The sequence below is a fragment of the Paenibacillus durus genome, from assembly GCF_000756615.1.
In the GTDB taxonomy this organism is placed as follows: Bacteria; Bacillota; Bacilli; order Paenibacillales; family Paenibacillaceae; genus Paenibacillus_AQ; species Paenibacillus_AQ durus.
Map to the genome: position 1 here is coordinate 1,321,564 of NZ_CP009288.1, position 25,649 is coordinate 1,347,212.

Genomic DNA, 25,649 nt, shown 5'->3' on the forward strand with positions numbered 1-25,649 from the left:
GCCCGCTTCCCTGCGCATTTGAACCGTCCGCTCGTACAAAGAGCGGGCGGTTTTTATATTTACCCGGGACGTTAGGCATCTCTTCAATCCCCCTAACGGTCTATTCCTCCGCGCTATCGCCATAGCCGTATTCAATCTTGTTTGATATAAGATAAAGGGTTGACGCTCTTATTCTGTTTGACCACTTGAAAGTGCAGATGGGGGGCGGTGCTCCGTCCGGTACTGCCGACCCGTCCGATTGTTTGGCCTTTGGCAACATTGTCGCCGACCGACACATCCAGGCTGCTGAGATGCATATATAAGGTCTGCAGCCCGTTCTCGTGGTCGATCACAATATAATTGCCACGCGCAGCGGACTGTTCCGCGGCAGCGATTTTGCCGCCCTGAGCGGCTAACACCACATCGCCTGCTTGAGCAGCGATATCGATTCCGGCGTGAAAAGCGGAGCTTCCTTTGAAGGGATCGGTACGGTAGCCGAAGCTTGAGGAAATCATTCGAGATGAGGTGGGCCACAGAAGAGCCTGCGCCTCCTCCCGCTGAAGCCGCGCGGTGTCCGCTTTTTGGGCTTCCAGCACCGTACCTGAAAGGCTGCGGACCATCTCTTCGAGCATGCCCCTAATTTCCGTAAGCTCATCCTTTGTCTCCCGGACGGCCGGAACCTCCCCTGGGCTGCTGTAAGAGGCGATATATTCTCCTCCTATCCGTAAAGCCGGCGTATGCTCGATGGCGGCGTGAAAAGCTCCGATGCGGATGGTGATCGCTGAAGGGGACGCGGATTTTGCCTGTGTCATGGGCAGGGAGAAGGTTCCGTTGTTGGGCTGGGCGACGGCGACAGGGACCTCTTTCGTTCGATCGGGAACCGGTATCGCTTCTCCCCCTGATTCTCCCGCAGCCGCTTCTTTGCCGGCAGAAGATGCTCCCTTGGGTTTGCTGACCAATCCTTGCAATTCCCGCTGCAGAGCGTCTGCGCTTTTTAACTGATCCTTGATCCCTTTCGCTTCTTCCACAAGCCTCAAGGCTTCGCTCTGCACCGACTGCAGCGCTTTCTCCTTATCGGCGATCGATGCTTCCAGCCGAACATTCTGCGAGGACAGCGCGGCGGCTTCCGCCTCAAGCTCCTGTATGGAGCGAGAGGCATGATAATGCATGGAACTGATTAGACTCGACAGGGATAGGACGGCTGCAGCCGGCAGGGCCACGGCCATTGGTTTGGAAATTTGGATCTTTCTGACCGGATTCCCGGCATCCCGGATGACGAGCAGGGTAATCTTGTCCGATTGGCTTTTCATAGCGTCTCCTTTCCGTATCCGGATTGCAAGCTTCACGCCTTTCATGCTTCTCTCTTCTTCCTATTACTCTATGTATTCGTGTATCGGCGGGATCATGACATGCTTGTTGATTGAATAAAGCGGGAGAGTTAGGTGAATCTTGTACTTATGAAGCTTACATGGCCATGCCTGAAGACGGCGGACTATAGCAAAGGAGACTAAAGACGGCATGAAAATATTCACTGCGGCGTTATGCTTATTTATTGTTCAAATCATGGTGATCCTGGTTCTGGAATATCGCCGTCCTCAAAGAGCTATCGCCTGGTTGTTTCTGCTTTTTTGCTGCCCGCCTCTTGGTCTGCTGATCTATTACATCTTGGGCAGGGATTACAGAAAGATCCGTAAGCTTAAAGCTCATCCAGCAGCTACTCGCCGGGCGCTTCATGATTATGCCGCCGAGCGGAGCCGGATCATAACCCGCACGGAGGACACCGGGAATCCGGAATTAACCGGCCGTAAGGAACTGCTGCACCTATTGGACGGGCTGTCGGAAAGTCCGGTCACGGGCAGAAATGCGAGCCGGATACTGGTTAATGCGGGCGAAGCCTATGAATCCATGCTGCAAGCGATGGAATCGGCGTCAGAGCATATTCATCTGGAATTTTATATTTTCCGCGATGACGCCACCGGGGAGAGATTTCAGGACGTCATGATCCGCAAAGCCCGGCAGGGTGTAAAAGTCCGCTTGCTGTGCGATGGGCTCGGCAGCCGCAAGCTGGGCCGGCGTTTTCTGCGCCCTTTGGCGAGCGCCGGGGTTGAGACGCATTTTTTCCTGCCGCCGCTTGCTTCCCTGTTCGGTGGGCGGTTCAACTACCGCAATCATCGTAAAATCCTGATTGTGGACGGTCTCGTCGGCTTTACCGGCGGAATTAACATCGGAGACGAGTATTTGGGCAAAGATCCGAAAATGGGATTTTGGCGGGATACCCATCTGCGTCTGGAGGGTGACGCCGTCTATTTTATGCAGCATGTGTTTCTGAAGGACTGGCAGCTGGTTTCCGGAGAACGTCTGAGCCATCCGCGCATGTTTCCTGTTCATGGCTGCGGGGGCGATGAGGGAGTGCAGATTATAGGGAGCGGGCCGGACGGCGATATCGACGCCAATCAGGCTATGATTTTTGCGGCGATTTGCGCGGCAAAGAGCCGGATTTGGATCGCGTCACCTTATTTTATCCCGGACCCGGCAATTCTGAGAGCGCTCAAAAACGCGGTGCTGCGCGGAGCGGATGTACGGATTATGATTCCGTCCAAGCCTGACAGCGCATTGGTATATTACGCCTCGTTGTCCTATTTGGATAATTTGCTGGATGCCGGCGTGAAATTTTACCGCTACCGGAAAGGCTTTATGCATGCTAAAGTGTGGATTGCCGACGGTCTGCTGGCTTCCGTAGGCAGCGTGAATATGGATATGCGCAGCTTCTATTCCGATTTCGAACTGTCGGCGATTCTGCTTCAGCCGCAGCGCATCGAAGAGCTGGCTGACCAGTTCCGGCGCGATCTGGAGGGCAGCGAGGCGATCGACCCTGACCTTTTCCGCCAACGGGGGAAGCTTGCGCGCGCAGCAGAAGAGATTTGCAGCTTGCTTTCGCCTCTTCTGTGAGAGAAAAACTGATCATTCATTATCGTATATAACAATATGATATAATATAAGAAACTTAGATAAAAATTTCGATAAGGATAGGGGGAGTTTAATGGGTACGAGTCCACAAGCATTAGTTAAAGAAGAACCTAATAAACCCCGGAAGACCGGGACGATCAAGACAGCCAAACTGGCACAGCGGGCCGTAATGATGCTGATCGGGGCAAGCATGATGGCCGTAGCGCTGGAGATTTTCCTCGTTCCAAACCAGATGGTCGATGGCGGCATTACAGGCATATCCATTATGCTGTCGCATATTTTTCACATTCCCCTCGGCATTTTACTGACACTTCTTAATCTTCCTTTTCTTATTGTCGGCTACAAGCAGATCGGCAAGACCTTCGCATTGTCCACGCTGTTTGCGGTCGTCGTGATGTCGATCGGCACCCAGATGCTGCATCCCGTGCAGCCGATTACCGTGGAGCCCCTGCTTGCGGCGGTATTTGGCGGTGTTATTCTCGGCGTCGGCGTCGGGCTCGTGGTGCGATACGGCGGATCGCTGGACGGTACGGAAATCGTGGCGATTCTGATCGCGAAAAGACTGCCATTCTCGGTAGGCGAGGTCGTCATGTTCTTCAATCTGTTTATTTTAACGGGAGCCGGATTTGTCTTCGGTTGGAATAACGCGATGTTCTCATTGATTGCATACTACATCGCCTTTAAAATGATCGACGTTACCCTCGAAGGTCTGGACCAGTCGAAATCGGTCTGGATCATCAGCGACAAGTACCGAGATATCGGCGAAGCACTGACGGAGCGTCTTGGCCGGGGTGTGACCTATCTGGAAGGGGAAGGCGGCTTCTCGGGCGATAGCAAGAAAGTGATCTTCGTTGTCATAACCCGGCTGGAGGAAGCCAAGATGAAGGCGATCGTCGAAGACTGGGATTCCGATGCTTTTGTCGCTGTCGGCAATATCCATGATGTGAAAGGCGGGCGCTTCAAAAAGAAATCGATTCACTAAAGTTTGCATATCGGCGGCTTGCCGCATACCCAAAACCTCCGCTTCAGAGCCTGCGAAGCGGAGGTTTTGTCGAAATATATGCAGGTATAAGCTGTGCGCTGATCCCAAGCCTTATATTTTTACGAGAAACGCAGATCGTCCTTGAAAGGACGCCTTCAGGCGTTTCTTCTTAGTTTGCGTCACCCGGTAACAACCGCCTATTTGAGACCAGCGATAACAAGCTCCACCGGCTGGGGAGGCAGCTGCGCGATCAGGTCGCCCTTAGAACGAAGACGTTCCTCGATATTAAGCAGATGAAAATCCTCCGGCGAGACATTGTTTGCGACCTCGTCCCATGTCAGCGGAGTGGATACGGTAGCCAGCGGGCGGGCGCGGGGCGTATAGGGTGCGGCCAGCGTTTTGCCGCGGTAATGCTGGAGGTAATCGAAATAAATTTTGTCTCCGCGCTGTTTCTTTAGCCGCTCCAGCGTGAACAGCCCGGGATGCTTCTCAGTCACATACCTGCCGACAAAATGTCCGGCCTTCCTAAGCTCGTCAAAGGTGACTCCGGATCGGATCGGAACGATAATCTGCACGCCGGTCGCTCCCGAAGTCTTCGGCACCGAAGCCAGTCCAAGCGATTTCAGCACGTCTCCCACAATAGCCGCCGCCTCCATGATGCGAGGCTCAATCTCCCGCGAAGGATCAATATCAATCATCCATTCACACGGCAGACTGCTGCCTGCGTAATGAAGCGAGGGATGGAATTCCAGAGCGGCCGAATTGCCAAGCCAGAGCAGTCCGGGCAGCCCGTCCAGCGTAATATAGTTGATTCCGTCATGCATGACGGTGCGGATATAGGGCGGCAGCGGGTCCGGCGCGTTTTTCTGATAAAAGGACTTGCCGGCAACTCCGTGCGGGTAGCGTATGACTGTAAGCAGCCGTTGTTTAAGATAGCGCAGCAAGTACGGCGACAGGGCGGCAAGCTTCTCCAGATAGATGCGTTTGGTTATTCCCTGCTCAGGCCACAGCGGCTTATCCGGATTGGTAACGGAGACTTCCTGCCCTTCAATGGTGATGGAGCCTTTGACGGCGGCTGGCATATCAGCATTCCTCCTTCCTCCAAGGAAATTATTGGGTAAAAAGGGTCGCATTTTCGTCAAACGTTACGGCAGCCGGCACTCTTCGGGAGAAACATCAACTCTTGCCTGAATGCTGGGTTGGCGCAGTGTACCCGATGTGTTCCATTCTAAAAAGTGGATCTTGAACACTAGCTCCGGCCTGATCCAGAACGCGCCCTTGACCCGCTGCGGCAGTGAAGCAAACGGCATATCGTCTATGGCAAGGCTGCGCGCGAGAGCGGTTAAATCCCGCCAATCCTTCACGGTCAGCCTCCCTGTTCCCGCATGTCCGATATAATGCAGCCGTTCGTCAGCGTCATACAAGCCGAGCAGCAGAGCATTAACGGTTCCGTCCCGAAATGTGACGCCTCCGGCGACGGCATTGAGATCTCCGATAATTTTACATTTGAGCCAGCGCTTGTCTTTTCCGCCTGGTGTATAGACACTGGTAACATCCTTGCAGACGATGCCCTCAAGCCCGTTGGTACGGGCGGTGGAAAAGAGCGCGGCGGGATCGCTGTAGCTCGGCACGGCCTGCACATGAGGATGAGGCAGGAGCATTTCTTCCAGCAGATGCTGGCGTTCGGATAACGGCCGGTCAAGAAGCCACTCTCCGTTGCAATATACAATGTCGAACACCATGTACAGAACCGGAATCTGCCGCACCATGGAAGCAATAGCGGAATCTTTCTTCAGACTGTCCCGGCGCATGACCTCATGAAAAGATGGCTTTCCCCCACTGAGGGCGATGACTTCACCATCCAAAATAGCGGAACCGGCCCTGCAGTAGCGGCCGGCATCGGCCAGTTCCGGATACTGTCTCGTGCGGTTATTTCCCCGCCGGTTGATCAGCTCGGTGGAATTTCCGTCATAGTAGGAGATCATGCGAACGCCGTCCCATTTGATCTGGGCAATCCACTGTTCTCCCGCAGGCAGACGGTCTGCAATGATCGGCTCAAACGGAATAATGGGCTGAAATTTCATCAGGCGATCCTACGATACCGTCTGCTTGCTTTTTGCGCTGCGGCGTTTCGGTTTGGGGGGAATAACGGAGGCGGGAGAGGTAAGCGGAGCTGCTTCGCCATTTACCGCCGCACTTCCGTCTGTCTTCGCGCCTGCTGCGGACTCGCCGGAAGCCTTCGCTGCGGCTTTTTTTCGTCCGCCCGCTGTTTTACGCGGTTTGGTCGCTGCCGCCGCCGGGGTCCCCGGATCGGATGGAATATGCTGCACCGCCTCGATGCTGGCCTGAAGCGCAGCCATCAGATCGATCACATTGGTTTGCTGCCGCGCCGGAGCAATACGGATTTCTTCACCGGCCACTTTGCTTGCGATCAGATCAAGCATCCGCTGGCGGTAATCATCCGTATATTTCTCCGGTTCGAACGGAGTCGACAGCTGAGAAATGAGCAGCTTGGCCATATCCAGCTCCTTGTCGTTCACCACTCCGGCTTCCGGCAGGCTTGGAACTTGGGAGATGGGCCGGATCTCGTCGGGATAGAACATGGTTTCAATGGAGAGGCAGTTCTCTAGTACCCGAATAGCTGCAAGGCTGCTTTTGGAGCGGATCGATATTTTGGCGACGCCGATTTTCCCTGTCTGGCGCATCGCCTCCATCAACAGCCGGTATGCGCCTGCCCCGGCCTGATCGGGTGACAGATAATACGTTTTTTGAAAATAAATCGGATCGATATCCTTCAAATCCACAAAGTCAAGAATCGTAATATTCTTGGTGCTTTCTTCCGTCAGCGCGTCAAGCTCGTCCTTGCCAAAGATGACGAACTTCCCTTTTTCATACTCATAGCCCTTGCCGATTTCCTCCCAGGCCACTTCCTTGTCGCAGACAGGGCATTTACGCACATAGGACAAGGGGCTGCCGCATGCTTTGTGAATATAACGCAGTGATACGTCTTTATCTTCGGTGGCCGAGAACATTTTGACCGGCACATGCACAAGCCCGAAGCTGATGGCGCCTTTCCAAACGGTATGCATCGAATAACACCTCCTGAAAAATTCGGCTTTGGCTTAGTATGAGCGGCGGGTGTCTTTTTACACCTTGAAGAATTTCGGTTAAGCCGGTCCTTTGCATAGATTGGTTCGCGGCTGGGAAATATAACACCGTCCGATTACGGCAATTCTTGGCGCGGCGAGGACGCGGATCAGCTTACAAGGGAGGAATAAAGGAATGGACGTACAACGGGCGCAGGATATTTTCGCTTCCAAAGATAACATCGCTGTACATCTTGACGGCAAACCCGTATGGATTGAGCATGTGGATGCGGCAAACGGCATGGCGACGGTTCAAGTCGGCTCGCGGCCGACGGATGTGCATACAGTTGGCGTGGACCGGCTGGAAGAGCAAAGGGAGAAGCATTGACAAGACTCTGACAAAATGATTTCTGCAGCAAAAATAAGCAGTACGGCTGTGAATAAATCAGTCTCATATTAACGTAAAATACGCCTTCCTATTCTCTGCGGCAGCAGGATGGAGGCGTTTTTTGGTATGGACATAGATATCGATGCTGTTATAATTTTGATAAACTATGTTGTCCTGGCTGAACAAACAAGTCATAAAGAAATGAGCTGATGATTTGAGACCGTTGCTGTTTGGCGTCTGTTCGGCGCTGTTTTTTGCCATCACCTTCGTATTAAACCGCCGGATGGAGCTGTCTGGAGGAAGCTGGGCCTGGAGCTCCTCGCTGCGGTATTTGTTCACGCTACCCTTTTTGCTGGCCCTTGTGGCTGGACGCCGCAGGCTGAAGCCGCTTCTGCGGGAGATGGCGAATAGACCTTGGCCCTGGCTGCTGTGGGGAACGGTCGGTTTCGGCTTGTTCTACGCTCCGATTACCTTTGCGGCGGCTTACGCCCCGGGCTGGCTTACGGCCGGAACGTGGCAGATTACGATTATTTCCGGCTCCCTGCTGGCGCCGCTCTTCGTAACCCGAATCCAAGGGCCTCAAGGAACCGTGGCTGAAAGGGGCAAAATCCCGCTTCGCGGGCTCGGGCTCTCCCTGATCATTCTCGTTGGCGTCGCGCTGCTGCAGCTTGAGCATGCCCAGAAGCTGTCGGCCTCGCAGGTGCTGCTAGGCATCGTGCCCGTACTTATCGCATCCTTCGCCTATCCGCTCGGTAACCGCAAGACAATGGAGCTCTGCGGCGGCCGGCTCGACGTATTTCAGCGCATTCTTGGAATGACGCTGGCCAGTATGCCGTTCTGGCTGCTGGTCGCCCTGTTTGGCTGGACGGATTCCGGACTTCCTTCCGGGGGGCAAATGGTCCAATCCCTGATTATCGCGCTCTCATCGGGCATCGTGGCGACGGTGCTGTTCTTCCGGGCCACCGATATGGTCAGACACAGCATGACGGGACTTGCAGCGGTGGAGGCCACACAATCTCTGGAGGTGCTGTTTGCTCTGCTTGGAGAGATGCTTATCCTGTCTGCTCCCGCTCCGTCGCTTGTTTCTTGGACCGGAATCGCCGTCATTATTATGGGTATGATTCTGCACAGTTTATTCTCCCATGCCAAGCCCGCAAAGCGCCCGGTAAAGCGGAGTGAACGGGAGAGCATTTCTTCGGCGCAGTGAGTGGCGGGGGCCGGGTGTGTTGCGGTAAGGCTGCGGGACCGATATAATAAAAAGTATTCAAAATTTCGGACGATAGCTGCGGATACGCCGCTCTGTCAAAGGATGGTTGTTGCAGTTGGAAAATAATCCGGAAGCGGTATTTACCTTTCATTCCCGCAGCCTGCGGGAGACCGAAGCATTGGCGGAGGAGCTGGCCGCTGCGGCCGCGCCGGGCTGGGTCATCGGACTCGACGGCGATTTGGGCGCGGGCAAGACGGCGTTCTCGCAGAGCTTTGCCCGCCATTTGGGAGTCCAGGGCATTGTCAGCAGTCCAACGTTCACAATTATTAAGGAATACGCGGGGCGTATTCCGCTTTACCATATGGATGTGTACCGGCTGTCCGCCCCTGAGGCTGACGAGCTTGGTTTGGACGAATATTTCTATGGGCAGGGAGTTTGCCTGGTGGAATGGAGCAGCCTACTTTCGGACCTGATGCCCGAGCGGCATCTGCATATCCGCCTGGAGACGACCGGGCCCGAGGAACGCGTGATTACAGTAACTGCGGCCGGAGAGCCTTATGAGGGCGTCTGCCGCAGTCTGATACAGAAGTGGGGTTATAGCAAGCATGACGAATGTAATTGAACAGCCGCGCAAGCGGTTTTTGGCGCTGGATACGGCGACGGCAACGCTCGGCGTGGCGGTGACCGAGGGCGGCAGGGTGCTGCATGAAATTAATGCGTCGGGAGAGCGCAACCATTCCGTGCATCTTCTGCCGATGATCGGCGAGGCGCTGCGGGCTTCGGGTGGAAGCGAAATGCTGGACGGCATTTCCGTCGGCGTAGGGCCGGGTTCCTACACGGGAACCCGGATTGCCATCACGGCGGCCAAGTCGCTGGCGTGGGGCTGGAAGCTGCCCGTCGCCGGCGTGTCCACGCTGCAGGCGCTGGCCTGGGGCGGCTGGAGCGCCGGCGCGGGAAGCCCGGACGAAGCCGCCGCCGGGAATGAACGGTCCGCTGACGGCTTCGGACCGGACTGGATTATTCCGCTGCTTGATGCGCGGCGCGGCCAGGCGTATACGGCTCTGTTCGCCGCAGGCGGCGGGAGTGCGCCGCAGCGTCTTGCGCCGGACCGGATACGCCTCATGGCGGATTGGGTGCAGTCCCTTACGGAGCGTCTGAAGAAAGCGAAGGCGCTAGGGGAGAGCCCGCGACGGCTCTGGTTTGTCGGCGAGACGGCGCTTCATGGAAGCGAAGAATCACTGAAGCCGCTGGAGGGCGCTTCCGAGCTGCGCGTTTTGCCTTATGAACTGGAAGGCCGCTGGGTCGGATTTCTTGGAGAAGCGCGGCATGCGTCCGGAGATATCGACGATATACACGGCTTGGTTCCCAATTATACACAGCTTGCGGAAGCGGAAGCGAATCTGCTCAAAGCCGGCAAAGGAGGCATGAAATCGAGATGACGGAAGCTGAACCGGCAAAAGGGCGGGAAGAAGAAGCTCTTGGCTTTCGGTTGATGAAAGTGGAAGATATCCCCGATATTCTCGTGATCGAACATGAAGCCTTCACGATGCCCTGGACAGGAGAGGCCTTCCGCAATGAGCTTACGCATAATCATTTTGCCAGGTACATGGTTATGGAGTTTGATGGCCGCATCATCGGCTACGCGGGAATGTGGGCGATTGTAGACGAGGCGCATGTGACGAATATTGCGCTGCTTGAGGCGTACCGGGGGCGGAAATGGGGCGAAAGGCTGCTGGATGAGCTGATGAAGACCGCCGCCTATCTCGGGATGAAATCGATCACACTGGAAGTGCGGGTATCCAACGAAGTCGCTCAAAATTTATACCGCAAAAAGGGCTTCCGGCCTGCCGGCCTGCGCAAGGGATATTATTCCGACAACCGCGAGGATGCGCTGATTATGTGGGCGGAACTGCCGTCTTACCTGGATTACGGGGTTATGGAAGGAAGAGTGGGACTGGAATGAAGGACGAAACGGGCGCTCTAAAGCCTGTCTATATATTGGCAATCGAGACAAGCTGCGACGAGACGTCGGCGGCTGTCGTAAAAGACGGATATGAGGTGCTGTCGAACATCATCTCCAGCCAGATCGAAACCCACCGCGCTTTCGGCGGTGTGGTGCCTGAAGTGGCCTCCCGCAAGCATGTGGAGGTCATTACGCTTATCGTTGAAGAAGCGCTTGCCCGGGCGGAGGTCACTCCGGATATGCTGGACGCAGTCGCGGTAACGCAGGGACCGGGGCTGGTCGGAGCTCTGCTGGTCGGCGTTGTGGCCGCCAAAGCCCTGGCGCTGGCCTGGAACAAGCCGCTGATCGGGACGCATCATATCGCCGGACATATCTATGCGAGCCGGCTGGTGAAAGAGCTGAAGTATCCATGTCTGGCGCTCGTAGCTTCCGGGGGACATACGGAGCTGGTCAGTCTGGAAGCGGAAGGGCGCTTCCGGATTATCGGGCGCACGCGGGACGACGCGGTCGGCGAAGCCTACGACAAGGTAGCCCGGGCGCTCGGTTTCCCATATCCCGGGGGGCCGCATGTGGACAAGCTGGCGCATGAAGCGGCGGAAGCGGCGGCGCTGCCGAGGGTGTGGCTGGAGCCGGATTCCTATGATTTCAGCCTGAGCGGCCTGAAGTCGGCGGTGCTGAATCTGGTGAACCAGAGCCGGATGAAAGGGCTGGAGCCCGATGTGGCGGCTATCGCCCGCGGATTTCAGGAATCGGTCGTCGAGGTGCTGGTGGAAAAAGCCGTCCGCGCCGTCCGCGCCACGGATGCGAGGCAGCTTCTGCTGTGCGGCGGCGTGGCCGCGAACCGGGGGCTGCGCGAGGCGCTTGCTGCCCGTTGTGAAAGTGAAGGCATTGAGCTGATCATTCCTCCGGCCGTGTACTGCACAGATAACGCCGCGATGATCGGCGCAGCCGCCTATGTGAAATGGAGAAGCGACGGCGGAACGCCGCTGGACATGGTAGCCGATCCCGGCTTTTCCCTGGAAGATTGGTCGGTTAAGGGCTATTGACAGCAAGGAATATTCGCGCGTATAATCGTGACAATCATAATGATAAACGTGATGATCGGAAGCAGTAAGGTTATTCCGGGGTAAAGAGAGCTGCGGGTCGGTGCGACGCAGCCGAAGGAATCCTGAACTCGTCCGGGAGCGGAACGGTGGAAAGAGATGCATGTCAAGCTATGGAGCACATGCGTCAACCGGCAGTGCACGGCTGGTGACAAGTACACCGTTACGGATCGTCCCCGTGAAAGGACGGTCATTCGGACAGGGAAGAAGCCTTTATTCTTTACCGGACCGCATGACAGCAGAGTGGATATGTCGAAGAGGCCGCCTATGCGCCGGAACGATATATCAACAAGAGTGGTACCGCGAAGGCACAGCCTGTCGTCTCTTGATGAGACGGCGGGCTTTTTTTGTTAACAAGAAAGACAGGATAACGCGATGAACGGGAGCAGTAGAAGAGAAGGATGGCAAGGCAGAGAGCTGCGGGTCGGTGCGACGCAGCGGTCATCCCCCTTTGAATCTCGCCCGGGAGCGGAAGCGGCGAAAGACCGCGGCTTGCAGCCGCGCTGAATTTGGAACCCGGGAACGGCCGATCCGGTATCCAGGCAGCGCGCCAAGCGGCGAGGTACGCGGCTTACGGATCGTCCCCGTTACCGGACATTCCCCGCAGGGGCGCTTCGTATAATGGAGCGGCGCTATGGGGAAGATGAGCTGGACGCTGCCGAGGGAAAGATACCTCGCTAAGGGTGCGTCAAGAAGAGTGGTACCGCGGAGGGGAAGCCCGCCGTCTCTTTGAAGGAGACGGCGGGTTTTTGCGTTCTTCGAAAGATGTAGACAACACCCAAACCTATAAATCGGGAGGAATTTTAAAATGACAATGCATCCTAGCAGGAAGGTAAATATTTTTGATACAACGCTCAGAGACGGGGAACAGGCGCCGGGAGCAAGCCTGACGCCGGAGCAGAAAATCGTGCTCGCAGGCAAGCTTGCCGAGCTTGGGGTGGATGTGCTGGAGCCGGGATTCCCGGTCGCAAGCCCCGGAGACTTTGCGGCGGTCCAGACGATTTCCCGCCAAATCCGGAACGTGGAAATCTGCGGCTTCGCCAGGGCTGTCAGAGGCGATATTGACGCGGCGGTTCAGGCGACCCAGGACGCCGAGCTCCGGCGCATCCATTTGTTTATTTCCTCATCCGATATTCATCTGCGCCATCAGCTGCGCAAGAGCCGGGCCGAGGTAGTGGCTGCTGCCCGTGCAATGACCGCTTATGCCCGTCAATTCTGCGATACGGTGGAGTTTACGGCAATGGACGCCGCGCGTACGGGCATCGACGATCTGATTGAAATGGTTGAGGCGGTCATTGAGGAGGGGGCGACGATCATCAATCTGCCGGATACGGTCGGCTACGCTCTGCCTCATGAATACGGCGAGATGTTCCGGCGGGTGCGGCAGGGCGCAAGGGGCGGCGACAAGGTCAGCTACAGCGCCCACTGTCATAACGATCTTGGCCTTGCCGTCGCTAACAGCCTTGCCGCAATCGCCGGCGGCGCGACGCAGATCGAAGTGACCGTTAATGGGATCGGCGAGCGGACGGGCAACTGCGCTTTGGAGGAACTGGCGATGGCGCTGGAAACCCGGGGAGATGCGCTGAATGCCAAGACCGGTCTGGCTCTGAACAAGCTGTATGAGACGTCGCGCCTGGTTAGCGAGATGATGCATTTTCCGCTCGCCTACAACAAGCCGGTCATGGGCCGGAACGCCTTCCAGCATGAATCGGGCATCCATCAGGACGGACTGCTCAAAGACCGCAGCACCTATGAAATCATGGACCCGGAGCGCCTTGGCATCCCGCGCAGCATGATTATCCTGGGCAAGCATTCCGGCCGGCACGCGCTGAAGGACCGGGCCGCACAATATGGCATCACCCTGCAGCCTGCCGAGCTGGAGGAGCTGTACGAATCTTTCAAGACGCTGGCCGACCGTCAGAAAGCCGTCAGCGACGATGAGCTGCTGCAGATGATAAAGCAATCGCCTAGCCGCCAGGCATAAGGTATAAGCTGGGAGATCTTCATGTCCCGGCCTGCCGCAGCGCCGAGCCGCTAACATCCGCAGTTTAACCGACGGAGATTCACAATAAGCCGTTACAAGAAACCGGAAGCGCATCTTTCCCGCCGCTTAAAGCATGCGGGAAAATGCGTTTTTTTGCAGGCAACGCATAGAGAGACATTTTTTGTCAAGCTGTGGACAAGGTTATCCACATATTCTGTCCGATCTGTGTAAAAATCGTGTAAAAGCAGCATTTAAGCCTGTTTATTTAATGCCCGGAACAGGGGGTAAGTTTTTCACAGGCGGATGTAAAATATGTGGATAATGTGGATAATCTCGTGGATAAAAAAGGCTTGACACAACAAACGGCGGTTTGACGCGCAAAAAAAGACCCCTAGGGTCTTTTTTTAATAACAGTTATACACGAAATCTGGGGACAACCTTGTGGATAATAGAGTGTGACCAAATCCTAAAATGTTAAAAGAATGTTAGACTTCTTTCTTCCATTATTCGTCAGCAAGAACTTCCCATTCGCTAAAAAATCCGGCAAGCGCCTGTTTCTTTTCGTTTAAGTCCCGCTCATGCTCCTGAAGCACCATGTAGTCCTGATAGACCTCCGGCTTCGTCATTTCCGTTTCGATTACCGCGATCTCTTCCTCCAGTCCGGCAATGGCGTCTTCCAGTTCGGCCAGCCGCCGCTGGCGGCTGCGTTCCTCGCGCTTGGCCTGTTTATCGGCTTCGTACGAAGAGGCGCCTCCTTTTTCAGGAGCGGATAATTCCCTATCAAGGCTGGCCGGAGGAGAAGCGGGAGTGCCCCCCGCAGCTTCGCTTGCCAGATCCTCCAGTTCTCCTTTTTTTGCGATATAGTCGTCGTAATTTCCGAGATACTGGTCAATTCCGTCCGGATGAAGCTCCAGCACGCGCTCCGCCATCTTGTTCAGAAAATAACGGTCATGGGAGATGAAGAGCAGCGTGCCTTCAAAATCAATCAGCGCCGATTCGAGCACTTCTCGGCTGACCAGATCAAGATGGTTGGTTGGTTCGTCGAGGATAAGCATATTCGCTCCCCGCAGCATCAGCTTGGAGAGCGATACACGTGCTTTCTCGCCGCCGCTGAGCGCGGAGATTTTCTTCTGCACGTCCTCGCCGCTGAACAGAAAGTTGCCGAGAATCGTCCGGATTCGCGCCTCCTCCAGCATCGGATATTCGCTCCACAGCTCCTCCAGCACAGTGTTCTGCGGATTCAGCCGGGTCTGCTCCTGATCGTAGTAGCCGATTTTGACCTTGGTACCCCAGTTTACGCTCCCTGCGGAGGGCTCCCGGGTGCCGGTCAGGCACTGCAGCAGCGTCGACTTGCCGATGCCGTTAGGGCCGATTAGGGCGGCCGTATCTCCTCGGCGCAGCTCGAAGGACGCATTTTTGAACAAAGGCGCCCCCTCGCCGAAGGCCACAGCGACTTCCCTGACCTGAAGCACTTCCCTGCCGGAATGAAAATCCGGCTCAAAGGAAAAGTTCGCTTTTTTCAGCTCGCCGAGCGGCCGGTCAATCCGGTCCATCTTTTCCAGCGCCTTGCGCCGGCTCTGCGCCCGCTTGGTAGTGGAGGCCCGCACGATATTGCGCTGCACGAACTCCTCCATTTTGGCGATTTCGCCCTGCTGCTTCTCGTACTGCTTGAGTCTGCTCTCGAACTCGGCGGCCTTGAGATCCACGTAGCGGCTGTAATTCCCTGTGTACCGGTGCGATTGATGCCGCTCGATTTCCACAATGGTCGTGACCAGTCTGTCAAGGAAGTAACGGTCATGGGATACGACCAGTATGCCTCCCGAATATCCCCGCAAATAATCCTCCAGCCAGGTCAGCGTCTCAATGTCCAGATGGTTGGTCGGTTCGTCCAGCATCAGAAGATCCGGGGCCTGAAGCAGAATGCGGGCAAGAGCCAGGCGGGTCTTCTGCCCGCCGCTGAGCGTTGCGATCGGTGTATCCGGAGGAAAATCTCCGAATCCCATGCCGTGCAGAACGCTGCGTATCCGCGTGTTCATTTCATATCCGCCCCGGTCTTTGAACCAGTCCGAACGCAGGGAGTAGCGCTCCAGCAGCTCACCGTAACGCTTCTCGTCCTCCGCAGCGGCCGGATCGGCGATCTGCTGCTCCAACTGCCGAAGTTCCGCTTCGGCTTCGATGAGCGAAGCAAATACGGACAGCATTTCCTCGTGAATAGTCCGCTCCGATTGCAGCCCGCTGTTCTGGGCCAGATACCCCACCGTCGTTTCCTTGGATTTATGAATATGACCGCCGTCATGGGACAGTTCCCCGGCCAGTATTTTCAGCAGGGTAGACTTCCCGGCTCCGTTGACGCCGACGAGTCCGACCCGTTCCCGCTCGTTTACCTGCAGGTTAATGCCTTCGAGCACGGGCTGGATGCCGTATAATTTCGTAATACCTGTCGCTTGAAGAAGCATGTTGATGAATCCTCCACCCTATAAGTCACCAGCGGCGTTGGCTCAGTGCCGCTTATTGGACCTTTATTCCTAAATATAGTTTACATGAAAAGACTTTTTTGCGCGAGGTCGAAGGGTTCCGGGGTTATCTTGGCGAAATTAAAGTAAGAGTGGTAAACTGAAGATAATGAATTACCCTGCAATGTTAGACATTTATTCCGCTGCTTGCCGCGTAAGGCACGGGCTTTCGGCGGAAATTTATATATCTTGGTTAGCCAAGGATTAGAGTAAGACTTATAAAGGAGGCAAAAGAGTGACAGACGGGGATTTGCAGCTTGCCGCCTGCAAGCGTGAGCTGCGCAGCCGCGCTGCCGCTATCCGCGATGGAATACATCCGCTGCGGAGAGGGGAGTGGTCCTCACTCGCGTGCCGACATGCATGGAAGTGGCTGGAGGAAACCGGTGCAAAATCGCTTATGTTCTACGTTCCGTTCCGCTCCGAGCTGGATACGCGCCCTCTGATCGAGTGGTGCTGGGCGGAAGGGCGTAAGGTAATTCTTCCCCGTGTCCATGCCGATTCCGGAGAGCTGTCGCTGCACAGGGTGGAGTCATGGAACGAGCTGGCTCAGGGAGCGTATGGCATTCCCGAGCCCGCGGAGACTTCCCTGGCGATTGGGGAAGAAGACGGCCCGTCGGTGGTCTTTGTCCCGGGCCTGGCTTTCGATCCCAGGGGAGGAAGGCTGGGTTACGGCCGGGGGTATTATGACCGGCTGTGGGACCGGTTCGAACGAGCCTCCGCTTCAGGAACGAGGGAGAACACCGTCTGGGTCGGCCTCGCATACGGCGCGCAGGTGCTGCCTGTGGTGCCTATGGATGTTCATGACGCTTACATGGACATGCTGATTACCGAGCAAGGAATGCTGCACTGCCGAAAGAAAGGGGATTGACAAAGATGGAGCTGACTCATTTCAACGGGCAGGGAAGAGCCCGCATGGTCGATGTAAGCGATAAGGAAGTGACCAAGCGTATGGCAACCGCGCAGAGCATGGTGCGGATGGCGCCGGAAACGCTGAGCGCCATCAAAGCCGGCTCAATCGGCAAAGGCGATGTGCTTGCCGTGGCCCAGGTCGCGGGCATCATGGCCGCCAAGAAGACGGCCGACTGGATACCGATGTGCCATCCGCTGCCTTTGACGGGCATCGATATTCACTTTTCGGACAACAGCACAGATGAACTATATATAGAAGCGACAGTCAAGACCACCGGCAAGACGGGTGTGGAGATGGAGGCGCTGACCGCTGTTTCCGCCGCAGCACTGACGGTGTATGACATGTGCAAGGCTCTGCAAAAAGATATGGTGATCGGTCCGACGCTGCTTGCGTCCAAGACCGGCGGCAAGAACGGCGATTATGCCCGCGAAGAAGCGTAGTTTTACGTATCATTACATAACGAGTGTAGAGAGGAAGGAGAACCTATGGCGTGGAAGACAGCAATCCTGACGGCCAGCGACAAGGGGGCCCGGGGCGAGCGGGAGGATACGAGCGCCCAGGTCATCCGCGAGCTGGTTGAGGAGGAACTCGGAGGGGAAATCGTAGAATACCGGATTGTACCCGATGAATTGGATGAGATCATTGCGGCGCTGATCGAATTGACCGATTATTTTCAGGCTGATCTGGTGCTGACGACGGGAGGGACCGAGCTGGCGATTCGTGACGTTACGCCGGAAGCTACGCGCCGCGTTATTGAACGGGAAGTGCCGGGGCTGCCGGAGGCGATGCGCAGCACGGTCATGCAGAAGAACCGCACCGCCATGCTGTTCCGCGGCATCAGCGGCATTCGCGGCCGGACGCTGATCGTCAATCTTCCGGGCACTCCGAAGGGCGTGCATGAACATTTGGCCGCCATTATGGATCAACTGCCGGAGGCGCTGCTGATGGTGACCGGACAATATCGGCAGTAATGCTCTGCGGCGGCCCTTATGCTAATCGAGCTTTCTTCCTCAGACAACTGTCTCCGTTAGACTTTCGACACAGATTACAGATGCATGTGTGATATAAATTATGGTATTATAGTTATGTCGAAAACGGTATCATGAACGGAACATGCGACAAGGAGGAATGAACATGTTGAACGGCATTGGAGCGCCGGGGATCATACTGCTCGTCATTCTGGCTTTGCTGCTCTTTGGTCCGAATAAGCTGCCCGAACTGGGCCGTGCTGTCGGGAGAACCTTCCGTGAGTTTAAGGAAGGGACCCGTGATATTATTGCCGACGCCGAGCCGGCGGACAAGAGCGAAGCTCCTGCACCGGCTGCTGCGCAGAATGCTCCTGTTTCCCTGGAGAAGCGTTTACCGGAATAACATCCGCAAGGTTAAATAATAAGACTACAAGCGGAGGCGCCCTTAAGTCCCCGGACTTTACGGGGCGTCTCTTTTTTGAGGGAGACTCCTGCTGCGCACTATCCGGGTATGATACGAAGTCAGGTTTGCAGCAAAAAGACGCTGCGCTGGGAATGTTGCCTACACGGCAGGAGGGGGAGGAACATGCCTTTGCAATCCGGAGCCATGACGGTGGTTGAGCATCTTACGGAGCTGCGCAAAAGAATTATATACATCCTCATCGTATTCGTCATCGGACTGGCGGGCGGACTGTTCTGCGCGAAGCCCGTCTACGAATACCTGATCGCAGCCGATACGGCTCAGGGCTTTGTGCTGCACGCCTTCTCGTTCTGGGACGGCATCGGCATGTACATGAAGATTGCCATGGCCGTATCGCTTATCGTAACTCTGCCGTTCATCGTCTATCAGCTATGGGCATTCGTCAGTCCCGGCCTGCGGCCGGTGGAACGGAGCGCCGCCCTGCGGTACGTGCCGTACGCGCTGCTTCTGTTCGTGCTGGGCCTCCTTTTTGCTTACTATATCGTATTTCCGATGGCTCTTTCCTTCACCGTCACGGTTACGCGTGATATGGGACTTGAGGAGACGTACGGTATTGCGCAGTATTTCAATTTCATGTTCAGCCTGGTGCTGCCGATGGCTCTGCTGTTCGAGCTGCCCCTCATCGTCATGTTCCTGACCAGACTCCGGATTCTGAATCCGCTCCGGCTGCGCAAGGTACGGCGTTACGCCTATTTCGCGCTGGTCTTCATTGCGGTAGTGATTACGCCGCCCGATTTCATATCGGATTTCCTGGTGACCATACCTTTGCTGGTTCTCTACGAATTCAGTGTATTTCTGTCCGCGTTTGTTTACCGCAAGCAGCTCGCCGCCGATGCGGCGCTGGAAGCCCGGTACACCGCAGGCGATCACGCCTGAGTATATGTGCAAGACGGCCCAGGGTTCACGGTTTGCCGAGGGAAGCAGGCATATTTTTACTGGGTATGGATAGAATGAAAGAGGGTATGACTTGGACAACCCGTGCCGATCGGCCTTTTTCCAAAATCGTCTAGAAAAAAGAGCAAAAGGACTTGAAATCCGCAGTCAAGTTGAGTAATATAAAAATTGTTGTTAGCACTACCGGCTGTTGAGTGCTAACAGAGCGAAAGGATATGCGGAGCCGGGGCTGCCGACTCTCATATTTCATGAATGCGCCCGGATAGGCTGTTTTCGGAACGTCATTCTTCTAACCTGTGTTCAAGCATAACAACATAATTTTCAAAGGAGGCTATTTTTCATGATCAAACCTTTAGGTGAACGCGTACTGGTAGAACCTACCCCTCAGGAGGAAACGACTTCGTTCGGCATCGTGCTTCCGGACTCGGCCAAGGAGAAACCGCAGGAAGGCAAAGTCGTGGCCGTAGGCAGCGGCGCTCTGAAAGACGGAGTTCGCGTACCGCTGGAAGTGAAGGAAGGCGACCGCGTGATTTTCTCGAAGTATGCGGGAACTGAAATCAAGTATGAAGGCAAAGATTATTTGATTATGAAAGAAAGCGACATTCACGCGATTCTGGGTTAATTCCCGAAGGCGCTCATAAGACTTTAATACCGATACTTACAATTCATAGGGAGGTATTTTGATAATGGCAAAAGATATCAAGTTCAGTGAAGACGCCCGCCGCGCGATGCTGCGCGGGGTAGACGCTTTGGCAAACGCGGTTAAGGTAACGCTCGGACCGAAAGGCCGCAACGTGGTGCTGGAGAAGAAATTCGGCAGCCCGCTGATTACGAACGACGGCGTTACAATCGCCAAGGAAATCGAGCTGGAAGACGCGTTCGAGAACATGGGCGCTCAACTGGTTAAAGAAGTTGCCACCAAGACGAACGACGTAGCCGGTGACGGCACGACGACTGCAACCGTTCTGGCTCAAGCGCTGATCCGCGAAGGTCTAAAGAACGTAACTGCCGGTGCCAGCCCAATCGGTCTGCGCAAAGGTATCGACAAAGCGGTTCGCGCCGCAGTGGAAGAACTGAAAAAGATCTCCAAACCGATCGAGAACAAACAATCCATCGCCCAAGTTGCGGCTATCTCCGCAGCTGACGACGAAGTAGGCCAACTGATCGCGGAAGCTATGGAAAAAGTGGGGAACGACGGCGTTATCACCGTTGAAGAATCCCGCGGCTTCCTGACCGAGCTTGAAGTGGTGGAAGGCATGCAGTTCGACCGCGGCTACATCTCCCCGTATATGATTACCGATACGGACAAAATGGAAGCTGTGCTGGATAACCCTTACATCCTCATCACCGACAAAAAAATCAGCAGCACGCAAGAAATCCTGCCGCTGCTTGAAAAAATCGTACAACAAGCTAGACCGCTTGTTATTATCGCCGAAGACATCGAAGGCGAAGCTCAAGCGATGCTGATCGTAAATAAACTGCGCGGAACGTTTAACGCTGTTGCCGTTAAAGCTCCTGGCTTTGGCGACCGCCGCGAAGCGATGCTGCAGGACATTGCCGCTCTGACCGGCGGCCAAGTCATCACCGAGAAGCTCGGCCTGGACCTGAAGAGCGCGACGGTTGAGCAGCTGGGTAACGCCCGTCAAGTGCGCGTAACCAAAGAGAACACGACAATCGTTGACGGAAGCGGCGCGAAGGAAGACATTCAAGCCCGCGTCAGCCAAATCCGCGCCCAACTGGAAGAAACCACTTCCGAGTTCGACAAGGAGAAGCTGCAAGAGCGTCTGGCGAAGCTGTCTGGCGGCGTAGCCGTTGTGAAAGTCGGCGCTGCTACCGAAACCGAGCTGAAAGAGCGCAAGCTGCGCATTGAAGACGCCCTGAACGCTACCCGCGCTGCGGTTGAAGAAGGTATCGTATCCGGCGGTGGTACAGCCCTGGTTAACGTATATGCTGCCGTAGCCGCTGTTCAAGCGACAGGCGACGAGAAGACCGGCGTGAACATCGTGCTCCGCTCCCTGGAAGAGCCGATCCGCACGATCGCTGCGAACGCAGGCCAAGAAGGCTCCGTTATCGTTGAACGTCTGAAGAAGGAAGAGATCGGCATTGGCTACAACGCCGCTACCGATGAGTGGGTTAACATGATCGAAGCCGGTATCGTCGATCCTGCGAAGGTAACTCGCTCCGCGCTGCAGCATGCTGCATCCGTAGCCGGCCTGTTCCTGACCACCGAAGCCGTTATCGCCGACAAGCCGGAGCCTGAAAAAGCCGGCGCTCCTGACATGGGCGGTATGGGTGGAATGGGCGGCATGATGTAATAAGTACGCGTAAACCCTTGCCCCACAAGGAGTTCAACGCGTGCCATGTGCAACAATTCAACAATTATTTAACGAAGGCTTCTCATTAGTTCACTGAACTTGTGGGAAGCCTCTTTTTTCTTGGCTTTGTGACGTGAAGATAAATAAGCTTTGTCACTTCGTCATCCCCATGACCGAGCCTATCCATTATTTGCTCCAGACTTACTCCGGATTCAGCTAAAAGAGAGGTGTGGGTGTGTCGAAGCGAGTGAGGGGTCAGTTCTTGATTTAATCCAGATAACTTAAGCAGCCGATCAATCCTAATATCAATTTGCTTGACGAGTTCCGGATACCCTTTGTGCTTGTTCACAGTCGCAAAAACAAACCCGCCTTCATGGTAGATATCTTTATGCCTCATTCTAAATTCATTCTGCCATGTCCGATACTTTTTTAAGATTGACATTACTTCTTCGTCCATTTCAATTGTGCGGATGGAGTTTTTTGTTTTTGGTGGATGCAGCTTATATAAAATGTGGTTGTTCCTGGGGCTATATGTTGTTTTCGTAATCGAGATCCGATTTTCTTCGAAATCAACATCACTCCATTTCAAAGCGCACAACTCGTCTGCCCGCATTCCGCTATAGGCTAATACTGTGAAGATTTCAAAATCCCTCTTCAGCCCTTTTTCTTTCGCAGTCTCAAGTAGTTTGGCTAAAGATTCTTTTTCAAGATACTTAGGAATCTCTTCTTTACATATACAAAGTCCTTACCACTGATGCTAGCCTATTTGCAGCGGCCCTCACTCAATCTCGCGTCGCCGTCTTCGAAACCCGCGGCGACCTTTCCGGCTGCATCGTCGACTACGGAGGACCAATCCAAAAGTGGACGCCGGTGAGCGTTAAGATCGCTGGTACATATTATCTTCGGAACGAATTCGAATTCCGAAATTCCTGTATCCCATTAAAAAATCCCCTTGTTGAATAAGTCAATGAGGGATTTTTGACATTTTATGATGACTTGGAAACCATTGACATTATGCTAAGCGTTGTATACTTATTACAAATAAGCAAAAAAATATAATTTTTTTCCTAAAACGAGAAACCTTTGGTTTTTTATGATGTATATAGAGATGTATTACATATTTTGGAGGGGGAATTCTGTTTGAGAAAAAAAATAATTGCCTCGGTAATGGCTGCTTTATGCATAGGGTCCTCAATAGCATATGCAGACACGGGCACGGCGCACATTAAGATTGGCTCAATTTCGGGCGGAGCGAGTAATATCTCCTATTGGTACGATACTTCGGTATCCTCATACGGCCAAAATGGCGCCGTAGACAATGCAAGAAGTCAGTGGGATTCTATATCATCTGGAATAGGTTGGAGTGCTGGAACTCAGTCTTCGGCAAAAATGAAGGTGTTTGCGGGATATCAAGCACTCCCCGGAGGAACTTATGGCCAAACATCATATTATAATTATAATTGGTATGGCGGAGTAGATCAGGTTTATTCAGATGATGTTACAAATGGGTCTAGCTACGATCAGGCGCAAGTTATACTTGATGCTGGCTGGACAAGTAGCTGGTCTCAATCTGAAAGATGGATGAATGCTGGACATGAAGTGGGGCATGTTTTGGGGATGAACCATTTTGAAAATTCTCCCGAACATGCTGGAAGCCATTGGATGAAGTCCGGAAGATATACACTTACTACTCCAACGGAGATTGATATAGCACATATGAGAACCAAGTGGGGGTATTAATATGAAAAAGGCCATAATATTGGCAACAACTGCTTTAGCTTTAGTAATTACTGGCGGTTACGTATACTCAAATCACTATAATCAAAGCAACGTACCTGTGCGCGTGGGTAATATTGAAGCCAACCATGCGATTTTTGCCAATGCGGTTGATGCAGAAGCTCAGTCCGATGCTGTCGTAAGAGTAATTGCAACTGATGATAGTAAAAATGTAATCGAAAACTTTAATTGGGGACCTACCGGTAGAACAGAAACAAAAGTAACAGTGAAGAAAGTCTACAAGGGATCATCTAAAAAGGATATTGGTTCTGAAATCGTTGTATTTGAGCCTTCTTATGTTTTAGAAGACAGTAAGGGAAGCACTAGAATAAACTACGAAGGTTACGTTCCAATGGTGCCTGGCGAGGAGTATATTTTGTATTTAGTCTACAGTGACAGACTTGGCGGGTATTGGATAAATGCTTTGGAGCAAGGAAAATTTAATGTAACCGGAAATGACAAAGCCGAAGCGAAACTACAAGAATCGGATCAACAATATGATAAACTTAAGAAAGATGTACTAGAAAAATATAAAGATTAGTTGAAATTCAAGCCGGAAAGAACCGGTCGAGGCCTCTGCAACAATGCAGGGGCTATTTTCTTGTTGAATAAAGAACGAGTGTTCACATATAATACAAACAAATGTTCTCATTCTGGAGGCGAATATTATGGAAACTCGACCAAACCAAGTTGTGGAAATTGTGTATATCGAGTAAGGCGGAAAAATCACGCAGCGAAAAATCGAGGTCAAGGGTATCCACGACGACCGCATCCGGGCGTCGCTATATGGTGCTACAAGATGTCAAGACAGAGATTTGAATATATTTAAGGTGTGAAAAAAAGTGCAAAGTGAAAAGTAGAGCTGTTGTAGGTGGAGGACAAGGCCCAAGCGAAGGCGCGGGAGGGGAACAAAGTTCCCTTCACCTTATTCCTATGTGGATGAAAGCATGACCTCCTGGTTATACACAGCAGCCGGCGTATGGTTTTGCAGGGACTGATGAGGCAGGTAGTGATTATGCAAATGGATATATCCTCCTACACCCTGCCGGGTCTCTCTTGGACTGCCATACTCGTTGATGTAAATTTCGTTGTACTTTAGGCTGCGCCAAAAGCGCTCAATGACAATATTGTCTGTCGCTCGGCCCTTCCCGTCCATGCTGATCCGAATCTCCTTTTCCTTGAGCAGATCAATGTACTTGGGACTGGTGAAGTGGCTGCCCTGGTCGCTGTTCACGATGGACGGAACACGACGGGCCAAGGCGCGTTTCATGGTTTCCAGGACAAAGTCAATTTCCAGACTTTGATCCAGTTGCCAGTCCACAATGAAGCGCGAATACCAGTCCATGACGGCATACAGATACATCCAGCCCTGTTTCATGCGGATATAGGTAATATCGACACTCCAGACCTGATCCGGCGCTGTAATCGGCAGCTTACGCAGCAGGTACGGGTAGATCCGGTGCTGTAGGTCTCGCTTACTCAGGTTAGGACCGGGGAAGATCGCCATGATCCCCATTTCCCGCATATACCGCCGTACGGTGTTGGGATGAATAGCATCCCCTTCCCGGTTCATGATGGCCGCAATCGTCCGGTAACCCATAAACGAATGGCGGGTGTAAAGCTCGTCAATCCGGTGCTTGAGGCGAATTTCCTCCGGGGAGGGAGGGACCGGCTTGTAATACAGGCTGGAACGATTCAGGCTGAGCAAGTCCGCCTGCGTTTGAATGGAAAGTTCAGCGTTCCCATACTCGACGAGGAGCAACCGTTCGGCACGGCTGAGATTATCGGCCAGATTTTTTTTTGAGCCACGACAATTGGGTGGTCAGTTTACCCACTTCGGCGTAGAGGTCTTCGATCTGCTGCTCGTATTCTTTTTTCATCTTCGTGATCCCTTTCCGGTCGTCTACAAAGAGCTGAGCCAGATTTTGAGTCGCTTCATTCTTCCAGCGATTTAACACATTGGGATGGATTCCTTCTTCCGAAGCCAGCTGCGAAATGGACTTTTCTTCTCTTAGAATCTCCAGTACAATTCGTGCTTTTTCTTCCGGCGTGAATGTTCGTCTTGATGTTGGCACAACTAAGAATCTCCTTTTTTGCTGTCTAGATTCTATGTAGCATTATACTACAGGAACT

At 53.9% G+C, this 25,649-nt stretch carries 25 protein-coding genes, 1 pseudogene and 1 other annotated feature; of the genes and pseudogenes, 19 read left to right on the forward strand and 7 right to left on the reverse strand.

What is annotated here, in order from left to right; genetic code table 11:
• Positions 1-131 precede the first annotated feature (131 nt).
• Positions 132-1,289: a peptidoglycan DD-metalloendopeptidase family protein gene (locus tag PDUR_RS30190; protein WP_330217240.1), complete on the reverse strand. Its 1,158-nt coding sequence runs from the start codon at positions 1,287-1,289 to the stop codon at positions 132-134.
• Between the two features lie 208 nt (positions 1,290-1,497).
• On the opposite strand from PDUR_RS30190, the gene cls reads away from it, so the two are divergent.
• Complete coding sequence (gene cls, locus PDUR_RS05985; protein WP_042205489.1) at positions 1,498-2,928, forward strand: cardiolipin synthase; 1,431 nt, start codon at positions 1,498-1,500, stop codon at positions 2,926-2,928.
• A 91-nt stretch (positions 2,929-3,019) separates the two neighbouring features.
• Entirely contained in the window at positions 3,020-3,928 is a 909-nt protein-coding gene (locus PDUR_RS05990) for a YitT family protein (protein WP_042205490.1), read from the forward strand.
• Between the two features lie 197 nt (positions 3,929-4,125).
• Here the strand turns inward: PDUR_RS05990 and ligD are convergent, their stop codons facing one another.
• From ligD to ku, 3 genes are all read right to left on the reverse strand, one after another.
• A complete protein-coding gene (gene ligD, locus PDUR_RS05995; RefSeq protein ID WP_042205491.1) occupies positions 4,126-5,010 on the reverse strand; it encodes a non-homologous end-joining DNA ligase in 885 nt (294 codons plus the stop codon).
• A 63-nt stretch (positions 5,011-5,073) separates the two neighbouring features.
• Positions 5,074-6,012 (reverse strand): ATP-dependent DNA ligase, encoded by a 939-nt coding sequence (locus PDUR_RS06000; RefSeq protein WP_042205492.1) that lies wholly within the window; start codon positions 6,010-6,012, stop codon positions 5,074-5,076.
• A 9-nt stretch (positions 6,013-6,021) separates the two neighbouring features.
• Entirely contained in the window at positions 6,022-7,017 is a 996-nt protein-coding gene (ku, locus tag PDUR_RS06005; protein WP_042205493.1) for a non-homologous end joining protein Ku, read from the reverse strand.
• A gap of 193 nt (positions 7,018-7,210) precedes the next feature.
• Here ku and PDUR_RS06010 point away from each other — a divergent pair, with 193 nt between their 5' ends.
• The 8 genes and pseudogenes from PDUR_RS06010 to PDUR_RS06040 all read left to right on the forward strand — a co-directional run.
• Positions 7,211-7,402 (forward strand): H-type small acid-soluble spore protein, encoded by a 192-nt coding sequence (locus PDUR_RS06010; RefSeq protein WP_042205494.1) that lies wholly within the window; start codon positions 7,211-7,213, stop codon positions 7,400-7,402.
• A gap of 214 nt (positions 7,403-7,616) precedes the next feature.
• Complete coding sequence (locus PDUR_RS06015; RefSeq protein WP_042205495.1) at positions 7,617-8,609, forward strand: DMT family transporter; 993 nt, start codon at positions 7,617-7,619, stop codon at positions 8,607-8,609.
• A 115-nt stretch (positions 8,610-8,724) separates the two neighbouring features.
• The gene (gene tsaE / locus PDUR_RS06020) at positions 8,725-9,231 is read left to right on the forward strand and encodes a tRNA (adenosine(37)-N6)-threonylcarbamoyltransferase complex ATPase subunit type 1 TsaE (RefSeq protein WP_042205496.1); all 507 of its coding nucleotides are present in this window, start codon (positions 8,725-8,727) and stop codon (positions 9,229-9,231) included.
• Positions 9,215-10,048: a tRNA (adenosine(37)-N6)-threonylcarbamoyltransferase complex dimerization subunit type 1 TsaB gene (gene tsaB / locus PDUR_RS06025; protein WP_042205497.1), complete on the forward strand. Its 834-nt coding sequence runs from the start codon at positions 9,215-9,217 to the stop codon at positions 10,046-10,048. Before tsaE ends, tsaB begins: the two co-directional genes overlap by 17 nt.
• On the forward strand, positions 10,045-10,572 hold the full coding sequence (gene rimI, locus PDUR_RS06030; protein ID WP_042205498.1) for a ribosomal protein S18-alanine N-acetyltransferase: 528 nt from the start codon (positions 10,045-10,047) through the stop codon (positions 10,570-10,572). The genes tsaB and rimI overlap by 4 nt, the downstream gene beginning before the upstream one ends.
• Positions 10,569-11,618, forward strand: a complete 1,050-nt coding sequence (gene tsaD / locus PDUR_RS06035) for a tRNA (adenosine(37)-N6)-threonylcarbamoyltransferase complex transferase subunit TsaD (protein WP_042205499.1) — start codon at positions 10,569-10,571, stop codon at positions 11,616-11,618. The genes rimI and tsaD overlap by 4 nt, the downstream gene beginning before the upstream one ends.
• A gap of 42 nt (positions 11,619-11,660) precedes the next feature.
• Positions 11,661-12,004: a binding site (T-box leader), on the forward strand.
• A gap of 98 nt (positions 12,005-12,102) precedes the next feature.
• Entirely contained in the window at positions 12,103-12,297 is a 195-nt protein-coding gene (locus PDUR_RS28605; protein WP_156130325.1) for a hypothetical protein, read from the forward strand.
• Positions 12,298-12,483: 186 nt separating this feature from the next.
• A pseudogene (locus PDUR_RS06040) lies at positions 12,484-13,650 on the forward strand (2-isopropylmalate synthase); the annotation flags it as partial.
• 512 nt (positions 13,651-14,162) lie between these two features.
• Here PDUR_RS06040 and PDUR_RS06045 read toward each other — a convergent pair.
• Positions 14,163-16,115 (reverse strand): ABC-F family ATP-binding cassette domain-containing protein, encoded by a 1,953-nt coding sequence (locus PDUR_RS06045; RefSeq protein WP_042205500.1) that lies wholly within the window; start codon positions 16,113-16,115, stop codon positions 14,163-14,165.
• Positions 16,116-16,407: 292 nt separating this feature from the next.
• Here PDUR_RS06045 and PDUR_RS06050 point away from each other — a divergent pair, with 292 nt between their 5' ends.
• The 7 genes from PDUR_RS06050 to groL all read left to right on the forward strand — a co-directional run bounded on the left by PDUR_RS06050 (position 16,408) and on the right by groL (position 21,740).
• Positions 16,408-17,040 carry a 5-formyltetrahydrofolate cyclo-ligase gene (locus PDUR_RS06050; protein ID WP_052410084.1) on the forward strand — a complete coding sequence of 211 codons (633 nt, stop codon included), beginning with the start codon at positions 16,408-16,410 and terminating at the stop codon, positions 17,038-17,040.
• 5 nt (positions 17,041-17,045) lie between these two features.
• A complete protein-coding gene (gene moaC / locus PDUR_RS06055) occupies positions 17,046-17,522 on the forward strand; it encodes a cyclic pyranopterin monophosphate synthase MoaC (protein WP_042205501.1) in 477 nt (158 codons plus the stop codon).
• Between the two features lie 45 nt (positions 17,523-17,567).
• Positions 17,568-18,053 carry a MogA/MoaB family molybdenum cofactor biosynthesis protein gene (locus PDUR_RS06060; RefSeq protein ID WP_042205502.1) on the forward strand — a complete coding sequence of 162 codons (486 nt, stop codon included), beginning with the start codon at positions 17,568-17,570 and terminating at the stop codon, positions 18,051-18,053.
• 163 nt (positions 18,054-18,216) lie between these two features.
• The gene (gene tatA, locus PDUR_RS06065; RefSeq protein WP_179945182.1) at positions 18,217-18,453 is read left to right on the forward strand and encodes a twin-arginine translocase TatA/TatE family subunit; all 237 of its coding nucleotides are present in this window, start codon (positions 18,217-18,219) and stop codon (positions 18,451-18,453) included.
• 183 nt (positions 18,454-18,636) lie between these two features.
• On the forward strand, positions 18,637-19,407 hold the full coding sequence (tatC, locus tag PDUR_RS06070; protein ID WP_042205503.1) for a twin-arginine translocase subunit TatC: 771 nt from the start codon (positions 18,637-18,639) through the stop codon (positions 19,405-19,407).
• A 358-nt stretch (positions 19,408-19,765) separates the two neighbouring features.
• Positions 19,766-20,047, forward strand: a complete 282-nt coding sequence (gene groES, locus PDUR_RS06075) for a co-chaperone GroES (protein ID WP_025703032.1) — start codon at positions 19,766-19,768, stop codon at positions 20,045-20,047.
• A 64-nt stretch (positions 20,048-20,111) separates the two neighbouring features.
• Positions 20,112-21,740, forward strand: coding sequence for a chaperonin GroEL (gene groL, locus PDUR_RS06080; protein ID WP_042205504.1), 1,629 nt, complete (start codon positions 20,112-20,114; stop codon positions 21,738-21,740).
• An 85-nt stretch (positions 21,741-21,825) separates the two neighbouring features.
• Here groL and PDUR_RS06085 read toward each other — a convergent pair whose 3' ends face one another.
• Complete coding sequence (locus tag PDUR_RS06085) at positions 21,826-22,476, reverse strand: site-specific integrase (protein WP_330217261.1); 651 nt, start codon at positions 22,474-22,476, stop codon at positions 21,826-21,828.
• Between the two features lie 404 nt (positions 22,477-22,880).
• Here PDUR_RS06085 and PDUR_RS06090 point away from each other — a divergent pair, with 404 nt between their 5' ends.
• Both PDUR_RS06090 and PDUR_RS06095 read left to right on the forward strand, forming a co-directional pair.
• Positions 22,881-23,480 (forward strand): hypothetical protein, encoded by a 600-nt coding sequence (locus PDUR_RS06090; RefSeq protein ID WP_042205505.1) that lies wholly within the window; start codon positions 22,881-22,883, stop codon positions 23,478-23,480.
• A 1-nt stretch (position 23,481) separates the two neighbouring features.
• Positions 23,482-24,057, forward strand: coding sequence for a hypothetical protein (locus PDUR_RS06095; protein ID WP_042205506.1), 576 nt, complete (start codon positions 23,482-23,484; stop codon positions 24,055-24,057).
• A gap of 390 nt (positions 24,058-24,447) precedes the next feature.
• Here PDUR_RS06095 and PDUR_RS06100 read toward each other — a convergent pair.
• Positions 24,448-25,591 (reverse strand): IS3 family transposase gene (locus tag PDUR_RS06100; protein ID WP_218918414.1). Its coding sequence is split into 2 segments (ribosomal slippage): positions 24,448-25,318 and positions 25,317-25,591, totalling 1,146 coding nucleotides; the frame shifts between segments, so codons are not numbered across the junction.
• Positions 25,592-25,649 lie beyond the last annotated feature (58 nt).